Here is a 24,397-nt window from a genome sequence, read left to right as displayed (position 1 = left end):
GTTTAACCGATCGTCATTAAACTGGCGTTACCGCCAGCAGCAGCGGTATTCACACTCAGCGAACGCTCGATATACAGCCGTTCCAGAAGGATATTGCTTTCGCCACGGGCAAAACCCTGCACCGAAACAATTGCACCATCCCGCGCGGCAACGGCTTCACACAATGCGCGAAGCTGATCCGAATCACCGTGGAAGATCACCGCATCAAATGGTTGAGCGGTTATATTTTCCGCTTTCGCCAGTTGAATACGTTCGCTGACTGCCGATGGCAATGCCTTCACTAACTGACGATGTAGCGCATCATCCGGCCACAGCATCTGGCTACCCACTGCCAGCACGGCGGCGAGCTGAGTCAGCGCATCCTGTTCATCATCCGCAATACACAACACGCGCTCACGCGGCAGCAGCGTCCAGGTGTTGCGTTCACCCGTCGGCCCTGGCAACAATCGTTGTGTTCCTGCCTGCGCCAACTCGCCATATTGCGTACATAACGCCTGCAATTCTGGACGGTTTGCCGCCCATTCCCGCAGTGCATTTAGCGGCTGAGTCAATGCGGCTTTCAACTGCGCATCGACCGGATACTCCGCATCCTGACGCGCGAGCGTCACTGCCAGTGCACTTTCCGGGCGATTCGCCAGCAGACGGTAGAGATAGAGCGGACCGCCTGCTTTCGGCCCGGTGCCAGACAACCCTTCGCCGCCGAACGGTTGCACCCCAACCACCGCGCCCACCATATTACGGTTAACGTACAGATTACCGACCTGGGCCGAGCCAGTGACCTGGGCAATGGTTTCATCAATACGCGTATGAACGCCAAGCGTCAGACCATAGCCGGAAGCGTTAATCTGCTCGATCAGCTCTGGGAGCTGGTTACGGTTGTAACGCACCACATGCAGCACCGGACCAAAGACCTCTTTTTGTAATTCGGCAAAGTCATCCAGTTCGATCAGCGTCGGAGCGACAAAGGTGCCGCTTTGCCATTCACGGGCATCTTCGCTGTTTTCCCGCACCGCCTGGAACACCTGACGGCCTTTACTACGCATGGTCTGAATATGACGCTCGATATTGGCTTTCGCTTCGCTATCAATCACCGGACCGATATCGGTGGTCAGGCGACCCGGATTACCCATCCGGCATTCGGCCATTGCGCCGCGCAGCATTTTCAGCGTGTGGTCGGCAATCTCATCTTGCAGGCACAGCACGCGCAGTGCCGAACAACGCTGACCTGCACTGTCAAACGCCGAGGCCAGCACATCTATTACGACTTGTTCGGTCAGTGCTGAAGAATCGACAATCATCGCGTTCATGCCGCCGGTTTCAGCGATGAGCGGAATAGGGCGACCCTGAGCGTCCAGGCGGCTGGCGATATTGCGCTGCAGTAACGTAGCGACTTCGGTTGAACCGGTAAACATCACCCCGCGCACGCGATCATCACCCGTCAGTTGCGCGCCCACGGTTTCACCCCGACCTGGCAGCAATTGCACCACGCCTGGCGGTACACCCGCTTCCAGCAAAATGGCGATCCCTTGCGCGGCAATCAGCGGCGTTTGTTCTGCCGGTTTTGCCAGCACGCTGTTACCTGCCGCCAGTGCGGCAGCGATCTGTCCGGTGAAAATAGCCAGCGGGAAGTTCCACGGACTGATACATACCACAGGCCCTAATGGACGGTGGGTTTCGTTAGCGAAATCATCCCGCACCTGTCCGGCATAGTAGTGGAGAAAATCGACCGCTTCGCGCACTTCGGCAATGGCGTTACTGAAGGTTTTTCCGGCTTCACGCACCAGAATACCAATCAGTTGCTGCATCTGGCTTTCCATTAGCACGGCAGCGCGATGCAAAATCGCCGCGCGTTCAGCCGGAGGAGTGGCAAACCAGATTGGCGCGTTATTAACCGCACTTTCCAGCGCCTGTTCTACTTCACGCGGCGTGGCTTCACGCACATAGCCCACAATATCTTTCGGTTCCGCAGGGTTAATAACGGGCGACATCTCACCAGCCGCGACCGGTTGTTCCAGCATTGGCAAGGACTGCCATTTTTGCAGTGCACTATTGAGCAGGGCTGAAGAGAGCGAGGCCAGACGGTGTTCGTTAGCGAGATCCAGCCCTGCCGAGTTGTCGCGCCCGTGACCGTAAAGATCGCGCGGCAGGGGAATTTTCGGATGCGGTAATCCAGTTTGCCCTTCCTGTTGCGCCAGTTTTTCTACAGCAGTGACTGGATCGGCGACCAGTTCATCCAGTGGCAAAGAGGTGTCGGCAATACGGTTAACAAACGAGGTGTTAGCACCGTTTTCCAGCAGGCGGCGCACCAGATATGCCAGCAGCGTTTCATGTGTACCGACCGGAGCATAAATACGACACGGACGGTTAAGTTTGCCGTCGGCAACTTTCCCGGTGACCTGCTCATACAGTGGCTCGCCCATACCATGCAGGCACTGGAACTCGTACTGACCCGGGTAGTAGTTTTGACCCGCCAGTTGATAAATTGCCGCCAGCGTATGGGCGTTGTGCGTCGCGAACTGCGGGTAGATTAGATTTGGCACCGCCAGCAGTTTTTTCGCACAGGCAAGATAAGAAACGTCGGTATACACCTTGCGGGTATAAACCGGATAACCTTCAAGGCCGTCCATCTGTGCACGCTTGATTTCACTATCCCAGTACGCGCCTTTCACCAGGCGAATCATCAGACGGCGACGGCTGCGGGTGGCGAGATCAATCAGGTAATCGATCACCAACGGGCAGCGTTTTTGATAAGCCTGAATAACAAAACCGATGCCGTTCCAGCCTGCCAGTTCAGGCTCGAAACAGAGTTTTTCCAGCAGATCGAGGGAGATCTCCAGACGATCGGCCTCTTCGGCATCGATGTTAATACCAATATCGTACTGACGCGCCAGCAGGGTGAGTGATTTCAGACGCGGGTAAAGCTCTTCCATTACCCGGTCATACTGGGCGCGGCTATAACGCGGATGTAGCGCCGACAGCTTGATTGAAATGCCCGGACCTTCATAGATGCCACGACCGTTAGACGCTTTACCAATGGCGTGAATCGCCTGCTGATAGGAAACCATATACGCTTGTGCATCTGCGGCAGTCAGTGCGGCTTCGCCCAGCATATCGTAAGAGTAACGGAAACCTTTCTCTTCCAGTTTGCGGGCATTGGCTAACGCTTCCGCGATGGTTTCGCCCGTGACGAACTGCTCGCCCATCAGGCGCATCGCCATATCCACACCTTTGCGGATCAGCGGTTCACCGCTCTTACCGATAATGCGGTTCAGCGAGCGGGAGAGGCTGGCTTCGTTATGGGTGGAAACCAGTTTGCCGGTAAACAGCAGCCCCCAGGTAGCGGCATTAACAAACAGGGACGGGCTACGACCAATGTGTGACTGCCAGTTACCGTTACTGATTTTGTCGCGAATTAACGCGTCACGGGTGGCTTTGTCGGGAATACGCAACAACGCTTCCGCCAGACACATCAGCGCCACGCCTTCCTGCGATGACAACGAAAACTCCTGCAATAACCCCTGAACCATACCTGCGCGACCACTGGCGTTTTTTTGATTACGCAGTTTATCGGCCAGTTGATACGCCAGTTTGTGCGCCTGTTCAGCTACTGGCTGCGGCAGGCGAGCTTGTTCCAGCAGCATAGAAACCGCTTCGGTTTCCGGGCGGCGATAGGCGGCGGTGATGGCGGCGCGGGAAACCGACTGGGGCAATATTTGCTCGGCAAAGTCGAGGAAAGGCTGGTGTGGTTCCTCTGCCGGAGTCGGTGCTTCATCGCTCTCATTGGCCGCGCCAGAAAGCAGCGCTGGTAGCTCCGGGAGAGTATCGCTGTTTTCCAGTTGTTCAAGATAAGAAAAAATCGCCTGTTTAATTAACCAGTGTGGTGTGCGATCGATACGTGTCGCGGCAGACTTAATACGCTCACGCGTCGCGTCGTCCAGCTTAACCCCCATGGTGGTGGTTCCCATGCCATTACTCCTGTTGTTCTGAAAGGTGCAACTTAACGTTATCGTGAAATATCTATGATGTTGCAACTTTGTGCAACCGTGTTAAATGTGACCTGCGTAGCAAGCTTAAAAATGAATGAAATGTTAATAAACGAAATCGATATGACAGGGATTAAAAAAATAACTCAGACTTTTTCTCTGCGGCAGTTAACATTTTTGAAAGGTGCAACCGCAAAAAATGTGAGAGAGTGCAACCTGATGAAAAATAGTGTCGCTGAGCACTAAAATTTAATGTAAATGGTGTGTTAAATCGATTGTGAATAACCAGCGCTTCCGGCAGGATACGGTCGCCCTGGTAAAACATAAACTCTGTTACCCCGTTCCGGTGGCAGATATAACGGCAAGTTTCGACATTGCCGATAATAATTTTTTGGAGACTTTAGATGGCTATTAGCACACCGATGTTGGTGACATTTTGTGTCTATATCTTTGGCATGATATTGATTGGGTTTATCGCCTGGCGATCAACGAAAAACTTCGACGACTATATTCTGGGCGGTCGTAGTCTTGGGCCATTCGTGACGGCATTATCGGCGGGTGCGTCGGATATGAGCGGCTGGCTGTTAATGGGGTTGCCAGGCGCTGTTTTTCTTTCCGGGATTTCCGAAAGCTGGATCGCCATTGGTCTGACATTAGGCGCGTGGATCAACTGGAAGCTGGTGGCCGGGCGGTTGCGTGTGCATACCGAATACAACAATAACGCCTTAACATTGCCGGATTATTTCACCGGGCGCTTTGAAGATAAAAGCCGCATTTTGCGCATTATCTCCGCGCTGGTTATTTTGCTGTTCTTCACCATTTATTGCGCTTCAGGCATTGTGGCAGGCGCGCGTCTGTTTGAAAGTACCTTTGGCATGAGCTACGAAACGGCTCTGTGGGCGGGGGCTGCGGCGACGATCCTTTACACCTTTATTGGCGGTTTCCTCGCGGTGAGCTGGACTGACACTGTACAGGCCAGTCTGATGATTTTTGCCCTGATCCTGACGCCAGTTATCGTCATTATCAGTGTCGGTGGCTTTGGTGACTCGCTGGAAGTAATCAAACAAAAGAGCATTGAAAACGTGGATATGCTCAAAGGGTTGAATTTTGTCGCCATTATCTCGCTGATGGGTTGGGGGCTGGGTTACTTCGGGCAGCCGCACATCCTGGCGCGTTTTATGGCGGCAGATTCTCACCACAGCATTGTCCATGCGCGTCGTATTAGTATGACCTGGATGATCCTCTGCCTGGCAGGGGCGGTGGCTGTCGGCTTCTTTGGTATCGCTTACTTTAACGAGCACCCGGCGGTAGCAGGTGCGGTAAACCAGAACGCCGAGCGCGTGTTTATTGAACTGGCACAAATTCTGTTTAACCCGTGGATTGCCGGGATTTTGCTGTCGGCGATTCTGGCGGCGGTAATGTCAACGTTAAGTTGCCAGCTGCTGGTATGTTCCAGTGCGATTACCGAAGATTTATACAAAGCGTTTCTGCGTAAACAGGCCAGCCAGAAAGAGCTGGTGTGGGTAGGGCGAGTGATGGTGCTGGTGGTGGCGCTGGTGGCGATTGCGCTGGCGGCAAACCCGGAAAACCGCGTGCTGGGCTTAGTGAGCTACGCGTGGGCAGGCTTTGGCGCAGCGTTTGGTCCGGTGGTGCTGTTCTCGGTGATGTGGTCACGCATGACGCGCAACGGTGCGCTGGCGGGGATGATCATCGGTGCGCTGACGGTTATCGTCTGGAAACAGTTCGGCTGGCTGGGTCTGTACGAAATTATTCCGGGCTTTATCTTCGGCAGTATCGGGATTGTAGTGTTTAGTTTGCTGGGTAAAGCGCCATCAGCGGCGATGCAAAAACGCTTTGCCGAGGCCGATGCGCACTATCATTCGGCTCCGCCGTCACGGTTGCAGGAAGGGTAAGGGAAGGCGTTTTACCGAAAATTTCACGTCATAACCGGAAGCAGGCAGAGGGCAATCAGTGATTGCCCTCTGCGTTTTTTCTCAAAATATTTTTACATCTTCTCATCATTATCACTACATTCCACTTGTATTTTTCTTCATCGTAATGATAATCGCTATCACTGCGATTTACTTTTCTTTGCATAGATTGACTCAGAAAAACGTTTAAGGGTGGGTGGCATGTTTGTTCCGTTTCTCATTATATTGCGCGAAGGACTTGAAGCCGCGCTGATTGTCAGTTTGATTGCCAGCTATCTTAAGCGTACCCAGCGAGGCCGATGGATTGGTGTAATGTGGATTGGCGTGTTGCTTGCCGCTGCGTTGTGTCTGGGCTTGGGTATCTTCATTAACGAAACCACCGGCGAATTTCCGCAAAAAGAACAGGAACTGTTTGAAGGCATTGTGGCGGTGATCGCCGTGGTGATCCTTACCTGGATGGTTTTCTGGATGCGCAAAGTGTCGCGCAACGTCAAAGTACAACTGGAGCAGGCGGTCGATAGCGCATTGCAGCGTGGAAATCATCATGGCTGGGCGCTGGTGATGATGGTCTTTTTTGCCGTTGCAAGGGAAGGGCTGGAGTCGGTCTTTTTCCTGCTGGCGGCATTTCAACAAGATGTCGGGATCTGGCCGCCGCTGGGTGCAATGCTTGGTCTTGCTACAGCCGTGGTGCTTGGCTTCCTGCTCTACTGGGGCGGTATTCGCCTCAATCTTGGTGCATTTTTTAAATGGACCAGTCTGTTTATTCTCTTCGTCGCCGCAGGGCTGGCAGCTGGTGCCATTCGCGCATTTCATGAAGCCGGATTGTGGAACCACTTTCAGGAAATCGCCTTCGATATGAGCGCGGTGCTCTCAACTCACTCGCTGTTTGGCACACTGATGGAAGGGATTTTTGGCTATCAGGAAGCACCGAGCGTCAGCGAAGTCGCCGTCTGGTTTATTTATCTCATCCCGGCGCTGGTGGCATTTGTTCTGCCACCACGCGCAGGGGCGACTGCGTCCCGCTCCATGTAGCAAATACGACGCAAACTCTTGCTTAGTTACAACATACTTTAAAGGGATAGTCTCGTCATGACCATTAACTTCCGCCGTAACGCATTGCAGTTGAGCGTGGCTGCGCTGTTCTCTTCTGCTTTTATGGCTAACGCCGCTGATATTCCGCAAGTCAAAGTGACCGTGACGGATAAGCAGTGCGAGCCGATGATCATTACGGTTAACGCCGGGAAAACACAGTTCATTATTCAGAACCACAGCCAGAAGGCGCTGGAGTGGGAGATCCTCAAAGGCGTGATGGTGGTGGAAGAGCGGGAAAATATCGCCCCTGGTTTTAGCCAGAAAATGACGGCGAATTTACAGCCTGGCGAATACGATATGACCTGCGGTCTGCTGACTAACCCGAAAGGGAAGTTGATCGTCAAAGGTGAAGCAACGGCGGATGCGGCGCAAAGTGATGCGCTGTTAAGTCTTGGTGGTGCAATTACTGCATATAAAGCGTATGTCATGGCGGAAACCACGCAACTGGTGACCGACACCAAAGCCTTTACCGACGCTATTAAAGCAGGCGATATCGAAAAAGCGAAAGCACTGTATGCGCCGACGCGCCAGCACTATGAGCGCATTGAACCGATTGCTGAACTGTTCTCCGATCTGGATGGCAGCATTGACGCCCGTGAAGATGATTACGAGCAAAAAGCCGCCGATCCAAAATTCACCGGTTTCCACCGTCTGGAAAAAGCATTGTTTGGCGATAACACCACCAAAGGGATGGATAAGTATGCTGACCAGCTTTATACCGATGTGGTCGATTTGCAAAAACGCATCAGTGAACTGGCTTTCCCTCCTTCAAAAGTGGTCGGCGGTGCAGCCGGACTGATTGAGGAAGTGGCGGCCAGCAAAATCAGCGGTGAAGAAGATCGCTACAGCCACACCGATCTGTGGGATTTCCAGGCTAACGTTGAAGGCTCGCAGAAAATTGTCGATCTGCTGCGTCCACAACTACAAAAAGCGAATCCGGAACTGCTGGCAAAAGTCGATGCCAACTTCAAAAAGGTCGATACCATTCTGGCGAAATACCGTACTAAAGACGGTTTTGAAAATTACGACAAACTGACCGATGCTGACCGGAATGCACTGAAAGGACCGATTACTGCGCTGGCGGAAGATCTGGCGCAACTTCGCGGTGTGCTGGGGCTGGACTAAGCGTTATGCAGTATGAAGATGAAAACGGCGTGAATGAACCGTCACGCCGACGTTTACTGAAAGGGATTGGTGCGCTGGCGCTGGCGGGAAGTTGTCCGGTCGCTCATGCACAAAAAACGCAAAGTGCGCCGGGTACGCTTTCACCGGATGCACGCAATGAGAAACAGCCGTTTTATGGTGAGCATCAGGCAGGGATCCTGACACCACAACAGGCTGCAATGATGCTGGTGGCGTTTGATGTGCTTGCCAGCGATAAAGCCGATCTTGAACGGTTGTTTCGCTTGTTGACTCAGCGTTTTGCTTTTCTGACTCAGGGCGGAGCGGCACCAGAAACGCCAAATCCGCGCCTGCCACCACTCGATTCCGGCATTCTTGGCGGCTACATTGCGCCCGATAATCTCACCATCACGTTATCGGTGGGTCACTCATTGTTTGATGAGCGCTTTGGCCTTGCGCCACAGATGCCAAAAAAGTTGCAGAAGATGACGCGTTTCCCTAACGACTCGCTGGATGCGGCGTTATGTCATGGTGATGTGTTGCTACAAATTTGCGCCAACACCCAGGACACGGTGATCCATGCGCTGCGCGATATCATCAAACACACGCCGGATTTGCTCAGCGTGCGCTGGAAGCGGGAAGGGTTTATTTCCGACCACGCAGCGCGTAGTAAAGGCAAAGAGACGCCGATAAATTTGCTGGGCTTTAAAGACGGCACCGCCAATCCCGATAGCCAGAATGATAAGTTGATGCAAAAAGTGGTGTGGGTGACGGCAGATCAGCAGGAGCCTGCGTGGACAATCGGTGGCAGCTATCAGGCAGTACGCTTGATTCAGTTTCGAGTGGAATTTTGGGACAGAACGCCGCTGAAAGAGCAGCAGACGATATTTGGTCGTGATAAGCAAACCGGTGCGCCGCTGGGCATGCTGCATGAGCATGATGTTCCCGATTACGCTAGCGATCCGGAAGGGAAGGTGATTGCGCTGGACAGCCATATCCGGCTGGCGAATCCCCGCACGGCGGAGAGCGAGTCCAGCCTGATGCTGCGTCGTGGCTACAGTTATTCGTTGGGCGTCACCAATTCCGGGCAACTCGATATGGGGCTACTGTTTGTCTGCTACCAACACGATCTGGAAAAGGGCTTCCTGACAGTACAAAAAAGGTTGAATGGCGAGGCGCTGGAGGAATATGTCAAACCTATCGGTGGCGGCTATTTCTTTGCGCTGCCGGGTGTGAAGGACGCGAACGATTATCTCGGAAGCGCATTATTGCGGGTTTAATGTTTTTAGGCGGATAAGGCGTTTACGCCGCACCAGGCGTTCGTACACTGATGCGACGCTTGCGCGTCTTATCATGCCTACAATCGGTGCGGGTCGGTAGGCCGGATAAGGCGTTCACGCCGCATCCGGCAAGCTTTTACCAGTACTGCGAATCCTGCTGAAAGCACACAGCTTTTTTCATCACTGTCATCACTCTGTCATCTTTCCAGTAGAAACTAATGTCACTGAAATGGTGTTTTATAGTTAAATATAAGTGAATATATTGTTGCAATGAATGCGAGATCTGTTGTAATTATTAAGTAGCAGCGGAAGTTCCCGGCAGTGATAGTCAGTCACTATGGAGATCGCGGATGGTAACGTCCTGTTCTGGACAATGTTTTGTTAAGCAACGCTCCACCACTTGCGGAGATTTCTCCTCCGGTAGCAACTTCGTCACTCTGTATTTTTCTCACTTCCTCTCTTTACTCGTGTTACCGACGCCGCAAACGGTGTGCGTAGCCGTTTTTCGGCATTTTATCCAAAAGCAAACTATGGCTTACAAGGAAGCCAACCCTCTGATGTTCGTGCGCATAATCGCGCTGCCAACGGCGCGTGTGATGAATACAAACAACTCAAGGTGCTCTCCATGGGAAGACAAAAAGCAGTGATCAAAGCTCGTCGCGAGGCAAAACGTGTGCTGAGACGGGATTCGCGCAGCCATAAGCAGCGTGAAGAAGAATCGGTCACCTCGCTTGTGCAGATGAGCGGCGTAGAAGCCATTGGTATGGCCCGCGACAGTCGCGATACCTCGCCCATCCTCGCGCGAAATGAAGCGCAATTGCACTATCTGAAGGCTATTGAGAGTAAGCAGCTGATATTCGCCACGGGCGAAGCCGGGTGCGGAAAAACCTGGATCAGCGCAGCAAAAGCGGCAGAGGCCCTGATACATAAGGATGTCGACAGGATTATCGTCACCCGTCCAGTTCTGCAAGCCGATGAAGATCTTGGCTTCTTACCTGGAGATATCGCAGAAAAGTTTGCTCCCTATTTTCGTCCGGTCTACGACGTGCTGGTCCGGCGCTTAGGGGCTTCCTTTATGCAGTACTGCCTGCGACCGGAAATAGGGAAGGTGGAAATTGCGCCGTTCGCCTATATGCGTGGACGTACCTTTGAAAATGCAGTCGTCATTCTTGACGAGGCGCAGAATGTGACTGCCGCGCAAATGAAAATGTTTTTAACCCGCCTCGGGGAGAACGTGACGGTTATCGTCAACGGTGATATCACGCAATGCGATTTGCCTCGCGGCGTGCGCTCCGGATTAAGTGACGCGCTGGAACGTTTCGAAGAAGATGAAATGGTCGGGATCGTCCGATTCGGTAAAGAGGATTGCGTACGTTCGGCACTTTGCCAACGTACGCTACATGCATACAGTTAAGTGTATTATCGGCGCAGAGCCCGGGCGAACCGGGCTTTGTTTTGGGTGTTTACGCCCGGACTAGCGCTTTTTCTGAAACCACCATTTTTATTTGCCCCTGGCTGGTGAAGTGTACGCTCATCCTGTGGCTTTTTTGTAGTTGCTGATAGAGCTCATCAGGTATTGCTAAGCTCTCAGCATATTCTTGCGGCGTATATTGGTAGGCTGCATGATGCTGCTGTTTTTGAAAACGTAGCTTATTGTACAGCGCCCAGACAATTAACACGACGGCATTCGCCACTGCCAGCAAAAAATAGAACTGAAGTCGGCTTCTGGCCTCGCTTTGCCAGTAATAACCCGTCAGCAGATCCATTGCGAATAAGAATATGAACAAAGCAAATAATGTCCATAAGATGGTTGTGGCAACATAATCAACCATTAAACGTACTGGCGATTGTCGGGTCGTAATAATTAAATTGTTCATATTAACCTCTCAGAATCCCGCGATCGGGACTTACCCAACGGGCGCGTTGCTTTTTAGGCATCAACATGACTCGTGTAAATGATACCAATGTCGTTGCCAGACTCAGCATCCAGAAAATAACCGGGAACCAAATAATCCAGAAAAGCGATGAAGTCAGATTATGCTCATAGCGATTCTCGATCATCAGGCTGACAATAAATTGCAGTAAACATAACGTACACAATAATATTCCGGCAGTATGTGTCGCAGCGATATGTGTCAATTCAATATTTAACGGTACACCGGCAAGTTGGACTGCGTAAATAATGAAACCGACCAGGCAAGTGAAGGCCCATATTGTCGTCAGGCAGTATTCAAAAAACAGCGGCCACATTCGAAAGTTTTCTTTGCGCCACAACCTTGTCATATTTTTGAGGAATACTTCTGCACCGCCCTGAGCCCAGCGCAGGCGCTGTTTCCACAGCCCTTTTAACGTTTCAGGCATTAATATCCAGCACAGCGCCCGTGGCTCGTAAAAAATCGCCCACTGATTCAACTGCAGCTTCCAGCTAATATCAATATCTTCGGTGATCATATCGTCACTCCAGTAACCCACTTCTGCCAGGGCGCTGCGACGAAATGCGGCAATAACACCGGAAACGGTAAATACGTTTCCATAGATACGCTGGGTTCGCTTGATCAAACCAATAATTGAGGAATACTCGCCAACCTGAATTTTACCCACCAGGGTAGAACGTGTTCGAATACGAGGATTACCGGTTACGGCACCCACACGCGGGTTGTACAACATCGGTTCCACAATATATGCCGCCGCATCGCGGTCTAATAACGCATCGCCATCAATGCACACCAGATATTCACTTTTCGCCGCGGCAGCTCCGGTTTTAAGCGCAATGGCTTTCCCCTGGTTTTGCGCCAGATGAATGACCCGCAGGTGGGGAATTTGTGCAGCCATGCGATCCAGGATGGCACGGGTTTTGTCTGTTGAACCGTCATTTACGGCAATAACTTCAATGTTCTCATAACGCTGTGCTAAAGCGGCGTGTATGGTTTCCTCAACGTTTTTCTCCTCATTAAAACAGGGAATGATAATGGAGATAGACGGATTATCTTTCAACTGGGGGGCTGGTGCGTTTTCTCCCCACGGCCAGTGGCGTTCACGATAGACCCAGAAATAGACGCCGCCAACAATCCACATAATAGACATAAAAAACGGCCAGAAGAAAACGAACCTCATCATCAGTTCACCAGAGTGAAAGTACGCTACGCATAGGGGGATGCATAACACCAGACATAATATAAAAAACGATACGATGCGATTAATCATTTTTCGGATACCAGGCTGTTGAAAACTCAGGACGAATAACGTCTATTTCAGGTTGGTTATGCAGAAAATTGTCGGGATAATAACCATAGTTTTTCCCTCCATTCAGTTGTAATAGGCTCATCCAGTGAGCGAGTTGTTGCGAAGAAATAGCCTGATGCTGACCATTTTTCTGCCAGTTTTGTGCCTGTAATTCTAAAATAGATTTGTCTTTAGCCTGAGGGATGTTTTTAATTTGATTGGTCAATTGTATTAACCATTGGTCAGCCGATTTTTCTGCGACACCTTCCATATAAGGCATAGCCATAATAGCGGTCCAGTCATAGCTTTTTAGGAAATCAGCATAATTCTGTGCAAACCACGCTTCACTTTCAGGTTGTATTACCGGAAGTGCAAAAATATTTCGTGCAGTTTTAACATGTGGACCGCGAATGGCTTTTACGCGCGCACTAAGTTCTAAAGTGAAGTCAGTTAACGCACGACTTTTAAAACGGGTCCACTGTTTAAATTGCTCCGGGTTTTGTCGAATTTCGCTCAGACTCCCGCTAAAGCCTGCTTGCTGATAAGCCGTGATAGCCGGTGCACTGGCATCTTCATAATCTGAAAGCAAAGCATCATCGTGGAACAATATGCCATCAAAAGCAGCATGTCCGGCAAGATCTTCATATAACATGCCAACTTGTGCTCTGACTCTGTCATCGAAAGGAGAGAGACGGCGATATTGTTCAGGATGAATTTGTGCTTTTTTCTCCCCAGTCGGTAAGTATTTTACTCGCGTTAATGTGGGATCTAAATCCCAGCTTAATACCGGCATCCACGCATAGATGTTTACACCTGAGCGGGTACGTAATTGCCAGGCAACCCGACTAAAAATATCTGCTTTCATTGGTAGCAAACGATTTGGAAACCAGACCTCTTTGACCAGCCCATCACCATCGGGATCAGCAAATGCCTGCAAATACACGGTTGATATTTGCATATCTTTCACCCGCTGAATTAGCACATCAATATTGCGATCCATTTGCTGGTGGTTTTCGTCATAAACGTAATCAAGATCGATATGCATTATCCGTTGTGGTGATTTTTCCTGTACGGTAATAATTTGCTGGGCAAACTCTTTTAATGAGGGATTATTGGCGATTAATACTCGCGGAATGGAATCCAATTGTGACGCATTTGCCAAACCTGATTCAAGGGTGAAGAACATGTCATAACCGAGTTTTTTTAATTCCTCTATCGCTATGCCATTCGCTTCGCCATAAGGCCAAACAAAAACGTGTGGATTTACCTTAGCCTTTGTACGCAGGTATTCCGTCATTTTTACAGCATCCAGACGAATTCTTTCCCGGTATTCTGCTGCGGTTTCATACCGTGCGTGGTCAGTAAAATATGCACGATTTACATATACAGGCAATAAGCTGCCGGTGGCATTAGCCTGAATACCGTAGTGAGAATTCCATGTATGAGAAGCGACCTCAACGAGCCGGGAACGCGCAACTTCTCGCACTTGTTGCCACGTGGCAAAATATTCTCGATCGACCATCTCATCGCCAAATTTTACTTGTTCATCCGCTGGCGTATCGACCCAACTGCCGACGGGGGCCCATACAGCAGGCCACTGGAAGGCCTGAAGAATTGGGAAGACGCGGGTATAAAAACTCTGGTAGCCGTCATCAAAAGTCAGCACTACTGCTTTTTCCGGTAGCGGTTTTCCTCCTCGATGTGCTTCACGAATTTGAGCAATACTGACCGGTTGATAACCGTTCTCGCGCAGCCAGGCAAATTGTTCACGCAGTGCTGATGTCCGCACTGACATAAAACGCTGGTCGGCAGCTTCGTCTTCAACGTTATGCCATGAAATCGCCACAAAACCATTATGCGGCCACGGTTGCTCGGCGAGTAAAGATTCGCGATCCTGTGGCGGTATAAATGATGTTCTTGACTGGCTAATGCACGCAGTGAGCATAATTATACTCACCAGCATCAGGATATATTTATTTCCATTACGTAACATATTTATCCTTAAAATCTGAATGTCATATCGAATTCAACGTATAAGTTGTGTTCTCTGTCACCGTCATAAGGTCGTTTTTCCCAGCGTAGCGTTGCGCCAGCATCAATCACGTCATTCCAGCTAATACGTTGCCCGTAGCCGAGTTGGGTGACGACATCCGTGCCATAATGTTTTTGCCAGGAGGCACCAACACCTGCGCTGAAGATTTGCTCCCAGCTATTTTCATAGCTTCGCCATAACAAATGACTTGCCTCAAATGCCGGAACAATATCGAACGTTTTTATAGGGTTGTAGTATGGAGTGTCGTGTTCTGTATTTTGTTCGTAATACAGATTGGGTAGGAAATCGACAATCAAATATGGTGAAGACCAGATGCGTTCCTGACCCTCAAGTGAGACTTCCTGACGCTGGTTACTGTCGGAAAAATCAGTGAAAGCCCAGGAGACACCGTACTTACGCCGCTCATTTTGATACCAGCGAACATAAGCCTGAGCACTGTTGCCTGTAACACCATTTTTCATTGCCCGTAATGGAACGCGGTGAGAGAGGCGTTCCAGTTGCGAACCAATACGCCAGTTATCATTAAAATCATACCAGCCAGACAGGCGCGCGCCGGGTTTATGCTCATGATTGAAAACGCGTTCAGCGTACTCCGCCTCGAGCCAGATATTACGTGACCGCCACTCAACACCCGCCAGCCAGTCGCGAACAATCCCTTTTCCTTCGCTAAATTGTCCATCGGCATAACCGAATCCAGCAAAACCGCGCCAGTTATCCTTCAGCGGTGGTGAATAAACGATGGTGGTTAAGTCGACATCATGTTTACCACTATCCGGGCCTTCGGCATCAATTCCTGTTGAACCAGCTATACGAAGCTCTGCAAGATTATGTACATCAACCGCACGTTTTAAACGTACAACGCCGGGATCTTGCGGTTCACGTTCGACAACATCGTGCGTTAAGACAGCTGCCTGCTGCCATTCTTGTAACGTTAATGCTGTCCATGCTTGTTCAACCTCCAGATTAATATTACGTGGCTCGATCACTTCTGCTTTTTTTAATTCATTTTCTGCTGCACGATGCCAACCGCGGGCTTGTAACACACTCGCGTAATCAATGCGCAGTCCCTGATTTCCTGGTGCGTTATAAGCAAGCTCTCTGGCTATCATTTCAGCCTGAGGAAGATCATTACTATATTTTGCTACGGTTGAGAGAAACGAATGCCCCTGTAACCAGGTATCATTCGGGATGCTCGTAGGCGTGCCCATTAACCGAAGGAAAGGCGGCGAAGTATTAATGGTATGTTGGGTGACAGTTAGCGCGCCGGGATAATTTTCACTCTCCAGGTGGCTGTAAAAGAGATCCGCAAGTTCTTCATCGGATAAATCCGGGGCAATGGTCTCCTTGTGATAAAAGAGCTCTGTCATTATTGACTGTGCTTTTTTTGGCTGCTGTTCTTTGAGATAAGCCGACGCAACCCAATATTGCGCCCAGGGCGGAATAATTTGCCTCGTATTTTTTAAACGCTGATAGTGAGAAATAACGTCTTTATAACGATCGCGAGTTAATAACGCGCCAAGATGATCAACCTGAATACGCTGGTACTGGGCAGTGCGGTCTGAGTTATCATGCCACAGAATTTCTAATGCAGCGTATTGGGCGAGGGCGCGATCGGCAATGGCATAACGTTCACTTTCACTGCGCGTAGGCATAAACGACAGTCTGACCAGTTCGGCATGAATATCAGCGCGAATATCTGGCGTTAAATTGGCATCGTCAATCGCGGCAGCAAGTTGATTATTCCGTAATGCCTGCACGTATTCTGTGGGATATTGTTGCGTTAAGGCATTTTCAGGTAATGACCCTGTCATCGCCCGTAATTCATCCTCATGCCGCCCCGCCAGTTTATAGATATAGGCTTCTGCGAGTAAATTAGCTTTGTCCGGTGCTCCAGAGTTAAGCTGCTTAAGTTTAACCAGCGCAGAATCATAGTGACCCGCATCTGCCAGGGTTAAAATTTGTCCCCGTTGATAATCCTTATTTTGCGACTCCAGAGAGAGTGCCTTTTGCCACAGTGTAAGCGAGTTTTGCCATTGTTGCAGGTTACGATAAGCGACGGCGACAGCTGCATAACCACGCGCTGGTAATTGCTGATGACGGTAGCGGTTGTAAACGGTAATAACCTGTTTATCTTGCCCGGCCCATAAGGCAATCTGTAACCAGTCAGCAATTTGGTTATTACTGAGTGCTGATTTTTGTGCAAACCATAACAAAGCTGGCTGAGTATTTCCCTTGCGAGCTTCGATAATTAATGCATCATAGGCGTTATTAACAGCACTCTTCGCCGCGGGACTCGCTGCTAAAAATGCGGCAGTAAGAAGTTTCAAAGCCCATTTGGTTTTCGGGCACCTTTTTCTGCTACTTGAATACATCCTGTATTACTCCATGTATTGCCAAAATCTCTCTCTATATCTAATTACAGGTAACTGAAAAGAAAGATATTTTTGCATCTCATAATCCGTTATTAAACGCGGAAGAGACACGTGAATTGTTGATGATGAGAAGAAGAAATGATGAGCAGATTGTCCATATAAAATCCTTTTCTCGCCCGAAAATCCATTCCAATGATGAGGATCTTCAGGAATACGGCATAAATCCCAATGCCTTTTTCAAAATAAATTAGGATTAAAATAATTAAATCAGTAAATTCCGATGCATAATTTCGGATTTTTCGAAAGTCCTGATGAAAGGCAGCGCTACTGCACTCACGAATTTAATTGTTATTCCTAATGTATCTATTAATTAATGCTTTATAATGATTTTATTATAATCCTTTATAAGTATTTGCAAGCCTGCCTTGCAGCAAAAAATATATAAAGCATTAAAGTGATAATAATTGCATTCTGCAACTATCATCATCGGTATTGTTTGTGGGTGGATTTTCATATTGACAACAGTACAGTTCTTATATCTATTAATAATAAAAAGGGATCTACAACCTACAGGTTGGTGTAGCTTTATGGAAAAAGACTATTTGGGAATTAGTAGTACTGTATTAGTGAGCTTATTGTTTGGGCTTGCATTGGTTTTGGTTAATAGTTGGTTCAATCAGCCAACCGTTGAGGAAGTTGTTCCACGATCAACCTATCTGATGGTTATGATTGCTTTATTTTTTATCGATACTGTTGCATTTATTTTTATGCAGTTGTATTTCATTTATGACCGTAGGCAATTTTCAAACTGTATACTTAGTTTGGCTTTTCTAAGTTGTTTGATTTACTTTATTAAAACCGTCATTATCATTCAGCAAATTATTGAGGGGCGTTTGACAAGCAGTGTTGTTCAAAATGACATTGCAATCTATTATTTGTTTCGTCAGATGAGTTTGTGCATATTAATATTTCTGGCATTGGTGAATAAAGTTAGTGAAAACACAAAACAGCGCAATTTATTTTCCAAAAAAATGACTTTGTGCATAAGTTTGTTTTTTGTTGTTGGGGGGCCGATAGTTGCTCACATACTTTCTAGTCATTATGAGAGCTACAATTTACACATTGCCGAGTTAACCAATGAAAATGATCAGGTGGTTTGGAAAGCCTCATATGTTACCATAATGATTTTCATGTGGTTAACCTTGCTTTCAGTTAATCTATACTTTAATGGTTTACGCTGTGATATCTGGAATGGAGTGACGGTGATTGCTTTTTGTGCCGTACTGTACAATGTCTCTCTTTTATTTATGAGCAGGTATAGCGTGTCCATTTGGTATATTAGTCGCACTATTGAAGTAGTCAGTAAGTTAACCGTTATGGTAATATTTATGTGCCATATATTCAGTGCGCTACGAGTAACAAAGGACATTGCACATCGCGATTCCTTAACCAATATATTTAACAGAAATTATTTTTTTAATGAACTGACAGTTCAATCAGCATCGGCCAAAAAAACGCCTTATTGCGTCATGATTATGGATATCGACCACTTCAAAAAAGTCAACGACACCTGGGGGCATCCGGTTGGCGATCAGGTGATAAAAACAGTGGTGAGTATCATTGGGAAAAGCATACGGCCAGATGACCTTTTTGCGCGCGTCGGCGGCGAAGAGTTTGGCGTCTTGCTGACGGACATCGATACTGAACGTGCGAAAGCTTTAGCGGAAAGGATTCGGGAAAATGTTGAGCGTTTAACTGGTGATAATCCTGAATACGCCATACCACAAAAAGTGACGATTAGTATTGGCGCTGTTGTAACGCAGAAAAATGAGTTAAACCCTAAGGAGATCTATCAACTGGCTGATAACGCACTTTACGAGGCGAAAGAGACCGGGCGTAATAAGGTGGTAGTAAAAGAGGCAGAAATTCTTATCAACCGCAAGGATGATGAATGAGTCTGTCGCTAGTTGTCGACCTCCGCCTGGGGCTTCTCATCCCCCCGGTCTATGCAATATACGAAAAAAAAGCTCGTACTTTCGTACGAGCTCTTCTTTAAATATGGCGGTGAGGGGGACCGCCTGAAATAAATCTGACTTAATCCAGGGGGGTTATATAATTTCATTATAAACAATGTATTACACTTTTTGTTGTCCGATATTATCTAATGTATTCTTAGTGAAGCGAGAGACTAATGGCATACTGGATGGCATACCAGAGTGACGGGAATTAGCGTATGGCAGTATTGACGGATACGAAAGCAAGACATATCAAACCTGATGACAAACCATTGCCCCATGGGGGAATTACCGGACTGACCCTTCATCCTTCTTCAGTAAAGGGGCGGGGGAAATGGGTTTTTCGTTATGTAAGTCCGGTGACACAAAAAAGACGTAATGCTGGATTGGGAACTTACCCAGAGGTCAGTATTGCTGAAGCTGCACGTACTGCCCGGATAATGCGAGAGCAACTTGCTGCAGGTGATGATCCTCTGGAGATTAAAAAGGCTGAATCTGAGAAAGTCGTTATCCCAACATTTGCCGATGCAGCCAGGCGTGTACATGCAGAACTGTCTCCTGGATGGGAAAATCCAAAGCATGTAAGGCAGTGGTTATCGACGCTTGAGAATTACGCGTTTCCTCAACTGGGAGCAAAAACGCTGGATTCGATTACGGCTGCGGACGTGGCAGAAACACTGCGTCCAGTCTGGTTAACCTTGTCAGAAACGGCAAGCCGGGTTAAACAGCGCATTCATGTTGTTATGCAGTGGGGATGGGCGCACGGTTTTTGTGTGGCAAATCCTGTTGATGTGGTTGACCATTTGCTTCCTCAGCAGACAAGAGGACGTGATGAACACCAACCCGCAATGCCCTGGAGGCAGTTACCGCTTTTTGTGGCGACCAGTGTGTATAGTGATGAACCTTATAATGTTACCCGCGCACTGTTATTAATGGTGATACTTACAGCAACTCGCTCGGGCGAAGCCAGGGGAATGCGCTGGGCTGAAATTGATTTTCATAAGCGGGTATGGACTATACCTGCAGAAAGAATGAAAGCTAGGCTACAGCATCGTGTTCCTTTATCCCGGCAGGCTATTTACATTCTGGAAAATATACGTGGCCTGCATGATGAACTGGTGTTCCCTTCACCCAGAAAGCAGCAGATCCTTTCCGATATGGTGTTGACAAGTTTTCTGCGTAAAAAGAAAGCCGTCAGTGACATTCCGGGGCGAGTTGCCACAGCACATGGTTTTCGCTCAACATTCAGGGACTGGTGTAGTGAACAGGGGTATTCGCGGGATCTGGCGGAAAGGGCGCTCGCTCATACGCTGAAAAATAAGGTTGAGGCGGCATATCATCGTACTGATCTACTGGAGCAGCGTGTACCGATGATGCAGGCATGGGCGGATTATGTGATGTCTCAAATTGTGAATAAATAATAGTGAAAATGTATATTGTACGATCATGATTTGATATGTGATCGTGGCAGTAGTAATTAAGGAACCGCTTTTATGTCAAATGTATTGAGCTGATAATTATCAGATCGTCAGGAAAGCGTATTTTTATAAACAGGGGATTACTCAACAATCTCCTGTTTATAAAAAACAATTTGCCTGTTTTAACGTTTCACTCCTGCTGAGACTGAATTATTCCTAGTGCGTCATAAATCAGTCTTCTGCGTAGTTTATTGTTTTTATCTGCACCATATAACATAAATATATTTTCAACTTTTTCTTCAGGTGTTCTGAGATAATGGATAAGAAAGGTTATCATTCCAACACAATGGAATAAAGTGAATCCATCAAACAGGCTTATCAGGTTTCCTTTTTTTTCCCGTGCTGTAAGTATTTTTTCGCGGGTAAGAATATTTGCCAGTTCATGGGGGGCTGATATGTTTCTGCTGTCTATAATGTTATTTATTTTACCAAGGGCTATATCAACTTCCTGTAATAGGTTATTTATCATAGCTGAGTGAATGTTATTGGTTTCATGTTCCTGACAGTTTATGAACTTATAAATCATTGAGTTATACAGAAATATTACTCTTCCTAATAAATATGTGTTTGTGTCATTTTGAAGACAGGACTCTGGGTATTCGTGATCCAGTGAAATAAGGTTAATGGACTCGCCCTGATAAGTCATAAAATAATTGATGTCATTTAATAATGCTCGGATATTTACATGATTTTTACTGAATTTTATTTTAAATGCTATCTTTAGTATAGCAAACGCGGCAATGATAAATCCAAAAGGTAATTTCTCATAGTTCAGTTTATTGATGGTGCGATGAACACTTTCAGTCTTTCCTGAAGTAAGTTGTATCAAACAGTTAACAAATTCCGTATAGCCATTTAAGACATAATGGCATGAAGAATCTTTTAAAGTGTTTTCTATGTTTTGTAATGTGACGCCGTTGTTCAATGTATAAATGTAACCGCCAAAGACAATGTTTTCAATCTCAACGACACAATTTATTGTTTTTTGTTCAGGATAAAGATAAATATCAGAAATACTATAGTCTCGTATTGCGTCAATGGCCTCCCACGATAATGCACTGTCAATTTTCAGTGTATAAAATGGTGAGTTCTCATTAGGAAAGTAATATATGTATTTGTTCAGTGTATTCATTACATCTATTGGGTTGGTTAAATATAATAACTGGCATTCATATTCTGAAACTTCTCTTTCGCTTATCAGCATTTTATATAAAGTTGCCAGGGCGCTTGTTAATGAAGTTCGTCTTTCGAAAGCCAGTAATATAGTGAGATAATAACATGCAACTTGAATTTTATCTAAGTCAGAAATTATTTTTTCCTTGTCTTCATTACTTAAATAAAGCAGATGTTTACAGGTTTCTTTGCATGTGTTGATAGTTGCGGTAAGTTTTGTTTTTCCTGGTGTACTGTTTTTGCGAATATTACGAATGAATTCATATACGCCATCAAAGATATATTTGAAATGCGCATTCGCTGGTGTGTATCCGGATAAACATAACTTAACGTAATTTCGCTGATATGTCCTTGCAGCATGATATATATCATCCTCATTATCCGGTATCTGAGTGAGAAAAGAATGAATATGATAGTAAAATGCCATCTCATTATCCGGGCGATATGTGTTCCTGATGTCGAGTGCGAGAATCATTGGTACAATGTCATTAAAATATTTTTGTTTTATTATTTGATGTGTTTTGTCTGTAAAAACAGAATAGTGCATTAGCTTAACATAGAGATCTTCATATCTCCTAAATATAACTTTTCGTTGTTCTGTACTCAATACTTGTTCTTTATCAATAATGTTTATTAATTCATCAAACATGTCGCCCAGTGAATGTTGATGTGAGGAAAAATTTTTAATATTTCGGATGTCACGGGTATTCTGGTTTTTAGCCAGAACACCAAAATATGAAAAGACATCATACATTATAGTGATAAAATTATACATAACATTCTCCTTTTATTGCACTATATAAAATTTTAACATTATATCATTTTGCTTTTCTGTTAACTGGTTTTCATTTTTGAATCAATATTTTCTGAACAGGGTAATAGTACACGTATTAACAGATTATGTCAGAAGGCCCCGGTGATGCCTTCTGACGATAGATTAATGTGGTATTCTATTGGTATCTGGAGACCATATGGCAACAGTTACAGTACATTCTCCCCGCTGTAATTCCTATAAAGTGTACCATTATGATCACAGCACCTCAGATCATGAGCGTTTCCAGTGCTAATCCTGCAAACGTGTGTATTTCAACTGAATTACATCTACGAAACCCGAAAACCAGGCATTAAAGAGCAAATTGTTGAAATGGTTCATAACGGAGCCGGGGTTCGCGATAGCTCCAGAACGCTGAAGGTGGATATCAACACCGTCATTCTCACTTTATAAAACGCTCACCACGCAAAGTAACCACATCTCCAGTCGCCAGTGCCGATGTGACGCTTATCTGCGAACTTGATGAACAATGGAGTTTTGTCGAAAACAAAGCTCGTCAGCAGTGGCACTGGTATGCGTATACCACCAAATCTGGAGGTGTGCTGGCTTACACTTTTGGTCCTCGCACTGATGAAACATGTCGTGAGTTGCCGGAACTCCTGAAGCCATTCTCCACAGGCATGATAACCAGAGACAACCGGAGCAGTTATACCAGAGAAATGCCACAGGATAAGCATCTTGTCGGCAAGATATTTACCCGGCGCATTGAGCGCAACAATCTGACACTTCGTACTCACATCAAACGACCAGCCCGGAAAACGATTTGCTTTTCACGCTCCCTGGAAATTCACGAAAAGCCATTGGTTCATTTATCGAAAACACTGTACTACTGACTGGAGTCATTACCAGGGCCTCTTTTGCTGTTTTTTTACCAATGAATGATAATGAGAATCGACAGCGATAAGGGGAAAGTAAAATAACAATAATGCTGTTGTTTTCTATCGTATTGATTTTTAATTATTTATTGTCTTTTTGCTCAGCCCACTTTTTTACGCAGACAAATTTACCCGGGGAATACAAACTGTAACGACAGTTCACCACACTATGGGGGATAAAATGCCAGATCAATCCGGATACTGCTGGACTCCTTCACGCATCTTACGGATGCCTGAACTGAGCCAATTGTTAGGTATATCTCGTTCGACAATTTACGAAAAAATGAATCCGTTATCGAAATACTACGATGCAACCTTCCCCAGGCCGGTACGTCTTGGTAGTGGTTCTGTGGGCTGGCGTTCATCAGCTATTGACGAATGGCTTACTTTACATACTGTACCTGCCAGATCAGCAGTCAAAGGTGTTAATGACGAAGTGCGACATACGCTTTCTTCAGATATGACCATGAGCAGATAAGTTTTTGTCATCACGTGATCACCTCAGGAGGAAAAAGAAGCATAAGAACAATTTAGCCAGAAGTTTAATTGATAAACAGAATTTCCAGCATTCATTGTTGAAAGAGCAGCTATTGTCGCTATTGTAGCGGTAATTGCTGCTATAACCGAAACGTATTACGAAAAAGGAAGCATTTATGTCTTACATCAAACCGGATATGCCGTATTCAGTATATGCGTGACCATCAATGATAGGGAAGGCAATAATTAAAGCTCAATACAATAAACAAGTACCTCTGACTCTGGTTGCAATGTCAGTATTAACAGCGATGTCAATTGCCTGTCAGAATCAGGTTGACGTATGCAGTCCCGGAAATTTACGTGGGGCCGTTAATATTTACACTATGGTTCTGGAGAAAGGGAAAAGACCGGGGGAAAGGTATTAGTGAAATAATTTCTGGAGGTATTAAGAATGAGAAATATGAATGATATTTCGTGGTAAATAATACAGTC

The 24,397-nt window shown here is 46.9% G+C and carries 16 protein-coding genes and 1 pseudogene; 11 read left to right on the top strand and 6 right to left on the bottom strand.

Translation table 11 applies throughout. The annotated features are described in order from the left end of the window. Window positions 1-2 precede the first annotated feature (2 nt). On the bottom strand, window positions 3-3,965 hold the full coding sequence (gene putA / locus HBM92_RS15535; protein ID WP_001304750.1) for a trifunctional transcriptional regulator/proline dehydrogenase/L-glutamate gamma-semialdehyde dehydrogenase: 3,963 nt from the start codon (window positions 3,963-3,965) through the stop codon (window positions 3-5). Between the two features lie 54 nt (window positions 3,966-4,019). Between putA and HBM92_RS15530 the strand changes: the two genes are divergently transcribed. The 6 genes from HBM92_RS15530 to phoH all read left to right on the top strand — a co-directional run bounded on the left by HBM92_RS15530 (window position 4,020) and on the right by phoH (window position 10,822). Beyond that, entirely contained in the window at window positions 4,020-4,229 is a 210-nt protein-coding gene (locus tag HBM92_RS15530; RefSeq protein WP_000979523.1) for a hypothetical protein, read from the top strand. Window positions 4,230-4,387: 158 nt separating this feature from the next. Continuing rightward, entirely contained in the window at window positions 4,388-5,896 is a 1,509-nt protein-coding gene (putP, locus tag HBM92_RS15525) for a sodium/proline symporter PutP (protein ID WP_001018494.1), read from the top strand. Between the two features lie 219 nt (window positions 5,897-6,115). Next, entirely contained in the window at window positions 6,116-6,946 is an 831-nt protein-coding gene (efeU, locus tag HBM92_RS15520) for an iron uptake transporter permease EfeU (RefSeq protein ID WP_000497928.1), read from the top strand. A 57-nt stretch (window positions 6,947-7,003) separates the two neighbouring features. Further along, window positions 7,004-8,131, top strand: coding sequence for an iron uptake system protein EfeO (gene efeO / locus HBM92_RS15515; RefSeq protein ID WP_000154372.1), 1,128 nt, complete (start codon window positions 7,004-7,006; stop codon window positions 8,129-8,131). A gap of 5 nt (window positions 8,132-8,136) precedes the next feature. Continuing rightward, window positions 8,137-9,408 (top strand): iron uptake transporter deferrochelatase/peroxidase subunit, encoded by a 1,272-nt coding sequence (efeB, locus tag HBM92_RS15510; protein WP_001199135.1) that lies wholly within the window; start codon window positions 8,137-8,139, stop codon window positions 9,406-9,408. Window positions 9,409-10,033: 625 nt separating this feature from the next. Beyond that, window positions 10,034-10,822, top strand: coding sequence for a phosphate starvation-inducible protein PhoH (phoH, locus tag HBM92_RS15505; protein ID WP_000533536.1), 789 nt, complete (start codon window positions 10,034-10,036; stop codon window positions 10,820-10,822). Window positions 10,823-10,871: 49 nt separating this feature from the next. Here the strand turns inward: phoH and pgaD are convergent, their stop codons facing one another. Genes pgaD through pgaA form a run of 4 tightly spaced genes read right to left on the bottom strand, consistent with a single transcriptional unit; the run spans window position 10,872 to window position 17,055 of the window. Then, entirely contained in the window at window positions 10,872-11,285 is a 414-nt protein-coding gene (gene pgaD / locus HBM92_RS15500) for a poly-beta-1,6-N-acetyl-D-glucosamine biosynthesis protein PgaD (protein WP_001061099.1), read from the bottom strand. Window position 11,286: 1 nt separating this feature from the next. Then, a complete protein-coding gene (gene pgaC / locus HBM92_RS15495; RefSeq protein WP_000610446.1) occupies window positions 11,287-12,612 on the bottom strand; it encodes a poly-beta-1,6-N-acetyl-D-glucosamine synthase in 1,326 nt (441 codons plus the stop codon). Further along, entirely contained in the window at window positions 12,605-14,623 is a 2,019-nt protein-coding gene (gene pgaB / locus HBM92_RS15490) for a poly-beta-1,6-N-acetyl-D-glucosamine N-deacetylase PgaB (RefSeq protein WP_000945536.1), read from the bottom strand. The genes pgaC and pgaB overlap by 8 nt, the downstream gene beginning before the upstream one ends. An 8-nt stretch (window positions 14,624-14,631) precedes the next feature. Then, complete coding sequence (gene pgaA, locus HBM92_RS15485) at window positions 14,632-17,055, bottom strand: poly-beta-1,6 N-acetyl-D-glucosamine export porin PgaA (RefSeq protein WP_000287440.1); 2,424 nt, start codon at window positions 17,053-17,055, stop codon at window positions 14,632-14,634. A gap of 587 nt (window positions 17,056-17,642) precedes the next feature. Between pgaA and HBM92_RS15480 the strand changes: the two genes are divergently transcribed. Both HBM92_RS15480 and HBM92_RS15475 read left to right on the top strand, forming a co-directional pair. Beyond that, on the top strand, window positions 17,643-19,010 hold the full coding sequence (locus HBM92_RS15480) for a GGDEF domain-containing protein (RefSeq protein ID WP_000409832.1): 1,368 nt from the start codon (window positions 17,643-17,645) through the stop codon (window positions 19,008-19,010). 278 nt (window positions 19,011-19,288) lie between these two features. Further along, window positions 19,289-20,491, top strand: coding sequence for a tyrosine-type recombinase/integrase (locus HBM92_RS15475; protein WP_000279878.1), 1,203 nt, complete (start codon window positions 19,289-19,291; stop codon window positions 20,489-20,491). Window positions 20,492-20,678: 187 nt separating this feature from the next. On the opposite strand, the gene HBM92_RS15470 is transcribed toward HBM92_RS15475, so the two are convergent. Further along, window positions 20,679-22,496 (bottom strand): hypothetical protein, encoded by a 1,818-nt coding sequence (locus tag HBM92_RS15470; RefSeq protein WP_000282220.1) that lies wholly within the window; start codon window positions 22,494-22,496, stop codon window positions 20,679-20,681. Window positions 22,497-22,692: 196 nt separating this feature from the next. Here HBM92_RS15470 and HBM92_RS15465 point away from each other — a divergent pair. The 3 genes and pseudogenes from HBM92_RS15465 to HBM92_RS25700 all read left to right on the top strand — a co-directional run bounded on the left by HBM92_RS15465 (window position 22,693) and on the right by HBM92_RS25700 (window position 24,330). Beyond that, window positions 22,693-23,386, top strand: a pseudogene (locus tag HBM92_RS15465) (IS1 family transposase). 223 nt (window positions 23,387-23,609) lie between these two features. Continuing rightward, window positions 23,610-23,906, top strand: a complete 297-nt coding sequence (locus tag HBM92_RS15460) for a helix-turn-helix transcriptional regulator (protein ID WP_014639577.1) — start codon at window positions 23,610-23,612, stop codon at window positions 23,904-23,906. Between the two features lie 226 nt (window positions 23,907-24,132). Continuing rightward, a complete protein-coding gene (locus tag HBM92_RS25700; RefSeq protein WP_000579535.1) occupies window positions 24,133-24,330 on the top strand; it encodes a DUF3987 domain-containing protein in 198 nt (65 codons plus the stop codon). Window positions 24,331-24,397: the final 67 nt, after the last annotated feature.

The organism is Escherichia sp. E.sYA108 (assembly GCF_011754335.1).
In the GTDB taxonomy this organism is placed as follows: Bacteria; Pseudomonadota; Gammaproteobacteria; order Enterobacterales; family Enterobacteriaceae; genus Escherichia; species Escherichia coli.
This window is presented reverse-complemented; position numbering and strand designations above follow the sequence as displayed.

Coding starts and splice junctions, on each gene's coding strand:
- HBM92_RS15480 (WP_000409832.1), top strand. CDS start 17,643: ATGGAAAAAGACTATTTGGGAATTAGTAGTACTGTATTAGTGAGCTTA.
- pgaD (WP_001061099.1), bottom strand. CDS start 11,285: ATGAACAATTTAATTATTACGACCCGACAATCGCCAGTACGTTTAATG.
- putP (WP_001018494.1), top strand. CDS start 4,388: ATGGCTATTAGCACACCGATGTTGGTGACATTTTGTGTCTATATCTTT.
- HBM92_RS15460 (WP_014639577.1), top strand. CDS start 23,610: ATGCCAGATCAATCCGGATACTGCTGGACTCCTTCACGCATCTTACGG.
- HBM92_RS15470 (WP_000282220.1), bottom strand. CDS start 22,496: ATGTATAATTTTATCACTATAATGTATGATGTCTTTTCATATTTTGGT.
- HBM92_RS25700 (WP_000579535.1), top strand. CDS start 24,133: ATGATAGGGAAGGCAATAATTAAAGCTCAATACAATAAACAAGTACCT.
- putA (WP_001304750.1), bottom strand. CDS start 3,965: ATGGGAACCACCACCATGGGGGTTAAGCTGGACGACGCGACGCGTGAG.
- phoH (WP_000533536.1), top strand. CDS start 10,034: ATGGGAAGACAAAAAGCAGTGATCAAAGCTCGTCGCGAGGCAAAACGT.
- efeO (WP_000154372.1), top strand. CDS start 7,004: ATGACCATTAACTTCCGCCGTAACGCATTGCAGTTGAGCGTGGCTGCG.
- efeB (WP_001199135.1), top strand. CDS start 8,137: ATGCAGTATGAAGATGAAAACGGCGTGAATGAACCGTCACGCCGACGT.
- pgaC (WP_000610446.1), bottom strand. CDS start 12,612: ATGATTAATCGCATCGTATCGTTTTTTATATTATGTCTGGTGTTATGC.
- pgaB (WP_000945536.1), bottom strand. CDS start 14,623: ATGTTACGTAATGGAAATAAATATATCCTGATGCTGGTGAGTATAATT.
- efeU (WP_000497928.1), top strand. CDS start 6,116: ATGTTTGTTCCGTTTCTCATTATATTGCGCGAAGGACTTGAAGCCGCG.
- HBM92_RS15530 (WP_000979523.1), top strand. CDS start 4,020: ATGATGTTGCAACTTTGTGCAACCGTGTTAAATGTGACCTGCGTAGCA.
- HBM92_RS15475 (WP_000279878.1), top strand. CDS start 19,289: ATGGCAGTATTGACGGATACGAAAGCAAGACATATCAAACCTGATGAC.
- pgaA (WP_000287440.1), bottom strand. CDS start 17,055: ATGTATTCAAGTAGCAGAAAAAGGTGCCCGAAAACCAAATGGGCTTTG.